The following is an 8915-nucleotide window of genomic DNA, read 5'->3' as shown; positions in this document are numbered from 1 at the left end:
GGGTTTGTTGATGCCCGCCATATGCTTGGCAGAGGTGAATGCTCTGTTCAACTGGCGTGCTGACCGGGCCATGATCTTTGGCTTGCCCGGAAACAACCAGCCCTCAGGCCGCGGCTCACGCCAATAATCCCGCAGCAGATCCAACAGCCCCGGCGATAGCATCGCTTTGCGATCTTTGCTGTTGTTGCCTTCATCGGCATGCAGCCGCATCCGGCCGCTGTCGATATCTGCGATCTTGAGGTTGCAAACTTCGGATGCCCGGAGCTCCGCGCCATAGCTGATCCCCAGAGCCGCACGGCATTTGAGCCCGGGTCCTGGAACAGCCGCCAGCAGATCCCCGGCTTCTTGCACGCTCAATACGGCCGGCAGCTTCTTCGGCTTGCGCCGGAACTGCATATACCGCTTCATCTCCTCCCGCCCGCAGGCCGCGCCGAAGAAGAACCCTCGCGAGACGATCCGAGCGTTAAAGGTGCCGGTCGTCACCCCGGTACCGGTCATGTGAAGCTGGCAGGCCCGCAACTCGTCTGGTGCCGCTGCGTCCGGTGAGCGGCCAATGAACCATGCAAAGTGCTTTACCGCCCGGATATGACCTTGCTGGGGCTTGGCACCCATGCCACGGATGCGCATGTCTTCGATCATCCGCTCGCGAAGCGGGGCCGTTCTCTCCTCTGTCATTGCAACCTCCTTTGTCGGCTGAGAAAGCCCCAATCGTCGGACAGGTCGCAAAAACCGCAAAACGTGCAGCATAAAGGCCAGTTCAGAACGCCAGCAACAAATGCCACCGCCGCGCAAGCGGATTCCTCCTTTCGCCCTCCAATGGACCGTCGCAGGCACAATGCGCAGTTTGCCGCCATTGTGGCAGCTTGCAGCGAAAGCGCGCTTTTTCCCGCATGGGTGAGTTCATGCCAGGCGCCGCGAATGCCGGAAGTTGCTATGTTGCCGCGCCGTAGCGATTTGACGCCTGCCCGTCTTTGAGCTTGGCGTTCATGATCACGATGAGCTTGCGCATGATGGCGGTGATGACGGCCTTGGCGGGTTTGCCGCGTGCCTTGAGGCGGGCCGCGAAACCCCGGAAAGCAGGGTTGGAACGCAGAGCGGAAAGGGCGGCCATGTAAAGACTGGCGTGTGCGTCCCGGCGCCCGCCGGAGACATGCCTGTGCCCCCGCAGGGTGCCGGGATGCCGTGCAAAGGGCGCAAGCCCAACGATGGATGCAGCCTCTCCCTTCGTCAGGTCGCCCAGTTCCGGCACATACGCCAGACTGGCCGCCGCTGTCTTCGGCCCGATCCCCTTGGTGGATTGTATCAGCCGGGATTTGTGCCGGGATGCCGGCGTTGCGGCAATGAGGTCTTCAATCCGTTTGCCCAGGTCATCCATCTCGCGCGACATGGACCGGACATGACGCTGCAGAGAAAGGCGTATTACCCTGATTTTGGCATGCTCCAAGCGGTTTTGTTCTCCCCTGGCAATCTTCGCGAGGTCATCCCGGCGGCGGCGCAGCGCGCGCAATTCCTCGGCTTCCGGGGCAACGGGTTTCCAGAGCCGCACCCCGTCTGACTTCTGAGCAAACAACGCAAGCATCCAGGCATCGATGGCATCTGTTTTGGACGCAAGTCCAAGGTATCATGCGAAGTTGCGGGTTCGGGCGCCATGTGACCGATGCGCGCGCAAACCGGCATCCGCGCAGCGCGAAAACACATGCCGTTCATAGCCGCGGGATGCCTCGCAGATGGCGAAAGATGCTTCCAGTTTGCCGGCTTGCCGCAGCAGTTTCCTGAATGCGGCAGGAGTGTTGTTAATCATCACTTGCCGGTCATCCGGCGGGGCGTGCACCGTGCAAACTGGCTTTAGAGGCTTCAAATGCGATGATACGCTTTGGGGCGGGCGGGATGCCTTGCCCATATGGGTATCCTGTTCCTCGAATATGTTTGGCCGCGAAGACCCTTCTGCCCTTCCGCGTTCGGATGGGCGGCTATATGGTGTGGCGGGCGGCAAGATATTTGACGCCCGTAAGCCATCCGCTCAGGTCATCGGAGCGCCCGCCACCGCTGCCCCGGTCGGCCAACTGGAGCAGCGACTGCCCCAGCTTCCTTGCACGGGTTAATTGGCGCAATAGCAAACACATAATCCTGGAGCGCGAGGCAGAGCCTCGCAAAGAGAAGGGCGCCGATTAAGCTTTCCAGTCGAAGAAGCCCTTGCCAGCTTTCTCCAGTAGCTTTGCCGCCATCTCCCGGCCCAGCTCCGCGCCGTCTTCCACCGGGCAGGTCCGGTCGTCATTGATCGCTTCGGAGCCATCCGGGCGCAGCACTTCGCCGCGCAGGCGCAGGGTGGGGCCGTCGAGTTCGGCAAGGCCCGCTATCGGAGTCTCGCAGGAGCCGTCAAGCGCCGCCAGAAAGGCGCGTTCGGCTGCCAGCCGCTGGCCGGTCTCATGATCGTGGATCGCCGATAGCATCTCAGCTGCGCGGCTGTCGTCCGCGCGGCGTTCGATGCCGATGGCGCCTTGGGCCACAGCGGGCAGCATGTCGTTTGTTTCGATCGCAGTGGCAGGCACATCGGCCATTGCTAGCCGGTTGAGGCCGGCCATCGCCAGGAAAGTGCATTCCGCCACGCCCTCCGACAGTTTGCGCAGGCGGGTCTGCACGTTGCCGCGGAATTCTACGGCGTTCAGGTCGGGGCGGCGGTTCAAGAGCTGCGCGCGGCGGCGCAGCGATGAAGTGCCGACCACCGCGCCCTCCGCCAGGTCATGCAACGATTGCAGCGACGGGGAAATGAACGCATCCCGCACATCTTCTCGGGGCAGATATGTATCCAGCGCCAGGCCTTCCGGCTGCAGCACCGGCATGTCCTTCATCGAATGCACCGCGATGTCGATGGCGCCGGACAGCAGATCCTCTTCGATTTCCTTGGTGAACAGCCCCTTGCCGCCCAGTTCCTTCAGCGGCTTGTCCGCTGCGATCAGCGCCTGATTGTCGCCAGTGGTCTTGATCACCACAACTTCGAACGCCTCTTGCGGCAGATCGAATGCGGCGGCCAGGCGGCTGCGGGTCTCATAGGCCTGGGCCAGCGCCAGCGGCGATCCGCGGGTGCCGATTTTCAGGGGCGAGGCGGGGGAGGGCAGGGTCAGTGTCATGGGGAAAGCCTTAAATCAGATTGCGCCCCGGTGGAAACCGGTTTTTGCCTCTCTCACACGGGTGCTGCGGCGGCTTTGACATAGAACAAGGTGCATCGGGGCAGGGCGCGGCAGATCGCCCCTGCTCTTGACATTCCGCCCCTCAGGCGTGACCTCAGGAGGCGATCCATGTGGGCGAATGAGAGCGAGGATGACAATGGCCGGACAAAAGAAGCTGCTGCGCGCATTGGCGGGTGAAACACAGGATGTGCCGCCAATCTGGATGATGCGCCAGGCGGGCCGCTATCTGCCGGAGTACCGCGCGACGCGGGCCGAGGCCGGGGATTTCCTGTCGCTTTGCTACAATCCCGAACTCGCTGCCGAAGTGACGCTGCAGCCGATCCGCCGCTATGGGTTTGATGCTGCAATCCTGTTTGCCGACATCCTGCTGATCCCGCAGGCGCTGGGGGCGGATCTGTGGTTCGTGACCGGGGAAGGCCCGCGGCTGTCGACCATCACCACGGAGAGTGACTTTGCCAAGCTGGGCCCGGCATCGGATATCCACGAGACGCTGAATCCGATTTATGAGACTGTCCGCATCCTGTCGCGCGAGTTGCCGGCGGAAACCACGCTGATCGGCTTTGCCGGCGCGCCCTGGACTGTCGCCACCTATATGATTGCGGGCCGCGGCACGCCGGACCAAGGCCCGGCCCATGCGCTGCGGATGGAAAACACCGCGCTGTTCGAGACGCTGCTGGCGCGGATTACCGAGGCGACCATCGATTACCTGTCCAAACAGATCGAAGCGGGCGCCGAAGTGGTTAAGATCTTCGACAGCTGGGCCGGCTCGCTGAAGGGCGAAGCGTTCCAGAAGTATGCGCTGGAACCCTGCCGCCAGATTACTGCGGCATTGAAAGAGCGTCATCCGGGCATCCCGGTGATCGGCTTCCCGCGTGAAGCGGGTGAAAAGTACACGGGCTTTGCCAAGGCAACCGGTATCGACTGTGTCGCGCTGGATAATTCGGTGGATCCGGCCTGGGCGGCTGCGCATGTGCAGGTAGACGGCTGCGTGCAGGGCAACCTGGCCTCGCGCCATATGGTTAGCGGCGGGCAGGACCTGGTGGATGACACCCGCCGCATCGTCGAGGCCTTCAGGAACGGCCCGCATATCTTTAACCTGGGCCACGGCATCACTCCGGATGCTGACCCGGCGAATGTGCAGCTGATGATCGATACGGTCCGGAACGGCTGATGCTTCCAGCCGGCCCGGCCTTGTGCCGGGCGGCGGTTTCGGGCATCAGCGCAGCAATACGCGCCGCGAGTGAGGACATAACGGTGGATTACGGTAAATCTGGAGCACCCAAGATGGGCAAGAATAAACCACGTCACGCCGAACATAATGCAAAAGGGACCAAGAAGAATCCTTTTGGCAAGCAAACGGACAAGAGCGAGCTGCTGAAGCGCATGAAGGCGGCCGCCGAAAAAACCAAGACAGAAGACTGAGCTTACAGATGGCTCAACTCCGCCAGGATCTCTTCCGTATGCTGTCCGCGTGCGGGGATATCCGGCGGGGTCCAGTCCGGCTGATCTGAAAACCGCGGGGCAGGAGCAGCTTGCAGAACGCCCTGCGCCTCGGCCCATGTGCCGCGGGTGTTCATCGGGTGCGCCAGTGCTTCCTCGGGGTTCAGCACCGGGGCCACGCAGGCATCCGTGCCCTCGAACAGCGCGGCCCAATGATCACGCGGCCGGCTGGCAAAGATCCCTGCAAGGCGACCGGTGAGAGCGGGCCAAAGGGATTTCTCGAACTGCTGCTGAAAGCCTGCGTCTTCTGCCAGCCCCAGTTTGCCCAAAAACAGTGCGTAGAATTTCGGCTCCAGGCACTGCACAGAGACATAGCCGCCATCGGCGCAGGCATAGGTCCGGCTCCAATGCGGACCGTCGAGCAGGTTTGCGCCGCGCTTCACACCGAAGTTCCCGGCTTGGCGGATGCTCATCAGCAGGTTCATCATATGGGCCGAACCGTCATAGATCGCGGCGTCCACAACGCAGCCCACGCCAGTGGATCTGGCCCGCATGATACCTGCCAGCATCCCGGCGACCAGATACATCGCCCCACCGCCGATATCCCCCACCAAAGTTGCCGGCGTCAGCGGTGCATCGCCGGGAGCAGAGGCGTACCAGAGTGCGCCGGATAGCGAGATGTAGTTGAGATCATGCCCCGCCGTCTGGGCCAGCGGGCTGTCCTGTCCCCAGCCGGTCATGCGGCCATACACCAGAGCGGGGTTCACTGCGCGGCAGTCTTCCGGCCCCAGCCCCAGCCGTTCCATCACGCCGGGGCGGAAACCCTCGATCAGCCCGTCTGCTGTGGCGGTGAGGGCCAGAAAGGTTTCCGCATCTGCGGGATCTTTCAGGTCCAGGGTGATTGACCGTTTGCCGCGGTCCAGCAAGGAGTGTTCCGGCATTCCGGGTGTGTGTCTGGAACCCGGGCGGTGCACGCAGATCACCTCGGCTCCCAGATCGCCCAGCGTCATCGCGGCGAAAGGGCCGGGACCCAGACCCTCGACTTCCAGAATGCGGATCCCTTGCAGCATTTCGGCCCCTTTCGTGATACCCGGCTGGACCAGTCTGCTGCGGATCAGCCGCTTTCAGCAAGCTGCTGGCGGAACTTCCGTGGCGGCAGTCCAGTACCCTTGGCAAAGATCCGGCTGAAATGGGCGGGATCGGTAAAGCCCAGCTCATAGGCGACCTGCGCTGCGGTCAGATTGGTATAGATCAGCAGCCTCCGCGCTTCGCGCAGGACACGGGCGCGGACCAGCGCCGAGGCCGGCTGGCCGGTGGCCTGATGGGCGATGCGGTTGAGGTGGGTTGCAGAAACAGCCAGCTCGCAAGCGTAGTCCGCTAGCGGGCGCCGCAGGCGGAAGTCGCGCTCGACCAGGGCTTCAAACCGGGCAAACAGCGGGCTGGCAGGGGCCTGCGGATCCGCTTCGTGGGCGGCTGCGATGGCGCGGGCCGCCAAAGCGGTGACCGACAGCGCCAGCCCGCGCAGCATTTGCGCGCGGCCAAAGCCCTTGCCTTGGTATTCACGGAATAGGCCCGCCGCCAGGCCTTGCAGCCCTTCGGGCAAAGGCAGGACGGCAGGCAGATCCAGCGGCGCGCGCATCCCTTCACCCGGTGCCAGGCTTTGATCCAGAAAATCCGACGCCAGGGTGATCACCCAGCCACCCGTGCCGTTGCCAAAGCGGAAGCCATGCACCACGCCACGGGGCACATTGATCAGGCAGGGCGGTGGCAGAGAATGCCTGTTTCCGTCAAGATCGGCTTCTCCGGCGCCGCTGGTCAGCACCAGCAGCTGGTGCAGCCGGGCATGGCGGTGCGGCCGCAACTCCCAATCATATAGCTCGGATCGGCTGCGGATGGTCTCCACATGCAGGACACCGGCAAGTTCCGCGGTCTCGCCAAACAGGTTGTAGGTGTCGATGAGGGGCTGTGATGGCATGTGCGAAATGTACAAGTTTTGGCGCAGTGGGTCCATTCGCAAACATGCAGGCGCAGGGCATAATTCACGCTGCACGTACAGGATTCACGCTGCACGCACAGGCCGAACAATATTGGGGAACGCGCATGTCCAGGCATCAGACGCAGGTTGTCATCATTGGCGGCGGGCCTTCGGGGCTGCTGCTGTCGCAGCTGCTCCATCGCAAGGGTATCCGCTCGATTGTGCTGGAAAAGCACACGCGGGAGTATGTCTTGGGCCGGATCCGCGCCGGCGTGCTGGAACACGGCTTTGTCAATCTGATGCGTGAGGCCGGTTGCAGCGGGCGGATGGACCGTGAAGGGGAGATCCACGAGGGGTTCCATATTGCCCATCAGGGTCGCCTGGACCGGATCGATCTGGCAAAGCATACCGGCGGCGAGACGGTGATGGTTTACGGCCAAACCGAAGTGACCCGCGATCTTTACGCGGCGCGCGACTCGATGGGCGGGGTGATCCTGCATAATGTGCAGAATGTGCAGCCGCATGCACTGACGGATGCGCGTCCCTATGCGACCTGGGAGCGGGATGGCGCAGTGCAACGGGCAGACTGCGATTTCATTGTTGGGGCCGACGGCTTTCACGGGGTCAGCCGCAAATCCATTCCGGCGGAGGTGCTGAAAGAATACGAGAAGGTCTATCCTTTCGGCTGGCTTGGGGTTTTGTCGGAAACACCGCCGGTGGCGGAAGAGCTGGTCTATGCCCGCCATGAACGGGGATTTGCCCTATGCTCGCTGCGCAGCCGGATGCTGAGCCGCTATTACATCCAGGTGCCGCTGACAGACCGGGCAGAGGATTGGAGCGACGCAGACTTCTGGGCAGAGCTGAAGCGCCGCCTGCCGGACGGGGTCGCTGCGCAGTTGGAAACCGGCCCGTCGATCGAGAAGTCGATTGCGCCGTTGCGCAGTTTCGTGGCCGAGCCGATGCGGTATGGCAATCTGTTCCTGGCGGGCGACGCGGCCCATATCGTGCCGCCGACCGGCGCCAAGGGGCTGAATTCGGCGGCCTCGGACATTTACTACCTCTACCATGGGTTTCTGGACCACTATCTGCAGGGCGACAGCACCGCGCTGGACCGCTATTCCGAAAATGCATTGTCGCGGGTCTGGAAGGCGGAGCGGTTCAGCTGGTGGATGACCAATCTGCTGCATCGTTTCCCGCAAGGAACCGAGACCGATCTACGGTTGCAGCGGGCGGATCTGGATTACCTGTTCTCCTCGGAGGCGGCGCAGGCCTCTCTGGCAGAGAATTACGTCGGGTTGCCGTATTAGGGGGGGCCTCCCTCAGGAGCAAGACCATGCGCCAACCAAGGAGCGGCAGGCTCCCGCGCCTTTGCCATGCATCAAGGATGCAAGACAAAGCCTTGGGCCCGGCGCCGCGCTGGTGCGCGGCGCCGGGCCCGCTTGCAACAAGCCGTCCCGGCCGGAACGGCGGCGCCTGGGAACCGTCCCGATGAAGGCTCGAACCTGGCCTGGCGGTCAGAGAGACACAGACGCCGCTGGAGCGCTGCTGCAGCGTGCGCAGCACGCTGGCCGACCCAACGCGGCCCAAGGACCGGCGTCAGCCGGCCGCCAGGGCAGGGGCGGGAGTGCCCCAGGCAACAGTCAGTCTTTGGCTGGCATGGTGCGGGTTTTCAGCCAAATCCAGCAGCGCCGCGCCGAAATCCGCAAAGGAGATTTGCGAAACACCTGCCGCATTCGTCAGCAGCGTATCGGTGCCAAGCAGGTATTGGCCGGTCAGCGGCCCTTCAGTCAGCAGTGCAGGCGGGCGCAAGCAGGTCCATTCCACGCCAGTTTCCTGTTCCAGCATGGCGTCTTGCGCCGCGCAGGCTTCGGCAATAAGCCGAGAGCCTTCGGGCAGGAAACCCGGTGCGCTCAGCACCGTGTGGCCGCCGCCGTCCGCCAGCTTAAGCAAGGCGGCGCCGCCAGTCACCAGGGCCGGGACGTTTGCGTGACGCGCTGCCTGTACTGCGGTGCGGGTCAGCGGGATCAGATCCTCTTCACGCCCGGCAGGCGGGCGCAGGGCGCTGATGACCAGATCATGGCCTGCTGCCGCTTCGACTGCGGAGTGAGGGTCCGCCAGCAGATCCAGAGGCAGCGGAGTGACCAAGGGGCTGATTGCGGCAAGAGCCGAAGGATCTCGCGACACGGCCGTTACCTGATGGTCACGCTGCGCTGCGGCTTTTACGGCTGCACTGCCCACATCGCCGGTGGCGCCGAAAATGATGATCTTCATTGTATGCTCCATGATTTATCTTGTCATCGAGATAATGTACA

The 8915-nt window shown here is 63.1% G+C and carries 9 protein-coding genes and 1 pseudogene; 3 read left to right on the top strand and 7 right to left on the bottom strand.

Annotated elements, in window-relative coordinates; all coding sequences use genetic code 11:
* From A2I95_RS12835 to hemC, 4 genes and pseudogenes are all read right to left on the bottom strand, one after another.
* Positions 1 to 675, bottom strand: a 675-nt coding sequence (locus tag A2I95_RS12835) for a tyrosine-type recombinase/integrase (protein ID WP_291730151.1), incomplete at its 3' end; no start/stop codon positions are given.
* 256 nt (positions 676 to 931) lie between these two features.
* Positions 932 to 1444, bottom strand: a complete 513-nt coding sequence (locus tag A2I95_RS12830) for a transposase (protein WP_367151473.1) — start codon at positions 1442 to 1444, stop codon at positions 932 to 934.
* Positions 1445 to 1450: 6 nt separating this feature from the next.
* Positions 1451 to 1594: pseudogene (locus A2I95_RS42540) on the bottom strand (hypothetical protein); the annotation flags it as partial.
* 574 nt (positions 1595 to 2168) lie between these two features.
* Positions 2169 to 3128 carry a hydroxymethylbilane synthase gene (gene hemC / locus A2I95_RS12825; protein WP_291730146.1) on the bottom strand — a complete coding sequence of 320 codons (960 nt, stop codon included), beginning with the start codon at positions 3126 to 3128 and terminating at the stop codon, positions 2169 to 2171.
* A gap of 196 nt (positions 3129 to 3324) precedes the next feature.
* Between hemC and hemE the strand changes: the two genes are divergently transcribed.
* Both hemE and A2I95_RS12815 read left to right on the top strand, forming a co-directional pair.
* A complete protein-coding gene (hemE, locus tag A2I95_RS12820; RefSeq protein WP_291730150.1) occupies positions 3325 to 4359 on the top strand; it encodes a uroporphyrinogen decarboxylase in 1035 nt (344 codons plus the stop codon).
* Positions 4359 to 4610 carry a hypothetical protein gene (locus A2I95_RS12815; protein WP_291730152.1) on the top strand — a complete coding sequence of 84 codons (252 nt, stop codon included), beginning with the start codon at positions 4359 to 4361 and terminating at the stop codon, positions 4608 to 4610. Before hemE ends, A2I95_RS12815 begins: the two co-directional genes overlap by 1 nt.
* Positions 4611 to 4612: 2 nt before the next feature.
* On the opposite strand, the gene A2I95_RS12810 is transcribed toward A2I95_RS12815, so the two are convergent.
* The gene (locus tag A2I95_RS12810; protein ID WP_291730145.1) at positions 4613 to 5698 is read right to left on the bottom strand and encodes a CaiB/BaiF CoA-transferase family protein; all 1086 of its coding nucleotides are present in this window, start codon (positions 5696 to 5698) and stop codon (positions 4613 to 4615) included.
* Positions 5699 to 5742: 44 nt separating this feature from the next.
* Positions 5743 to 6603 carry a helix-turn-helix domain-containing protein gene (locus tag A2I95_RS12805; RefSeq protein ID WP_291730144.1) on the bottom strand — a complete coding sequence of 287 codons (861 nt, stop codon included), beginning with the start codon at positions 6601 to 6603 and terminating at the stop codon, positions 5743 to 5745.
* Between the two features lie 125 nt (positions 6604 to 6728).
* On the opposite strand from A2I95_RS12805, the gene pobA reads away from it, so the two are divergent.
* Positions 6729 to 7910: a 4-hydroxybenzoate 3-monooxygenase gene (gene pobA / locus A2I95_RS12800; RefSeq protein WP_291730143.1), complete on the top strand. Its 1182-nt coding sequence runs from the start codon at positions 6729 to 6731 to the stop codon at positions 7908 to 7910.
* A 289-nt stretch (positions 7911 to 8199) separates the two neighbouring features.
* Here pobA and A2I95_RS12795 read toward each other — a convergent pair whose 3' ends face one another.
* On the bottom strand, positions 8200 to 8874 hold the full coding sequence (locus A2I95_RS12795; RefSeq protein ID WP_291730142.1) for an NAD(P)-dependent oxidoreductase: 675 nt from the start codon (positions 8872 to 8874) through the stop codon (positions 8200 to 8202).
* Between the last annotated feature and the right edge of the window lie 41 nt (positions 8875 to 8915).

The organism is Leisingera sp. F5, assembly GCF_001593695.1.
Note: the sequence above shows the minus strand (reverse complement) of the source record. Positions and strands in the feature narration are given on the sequence as shown.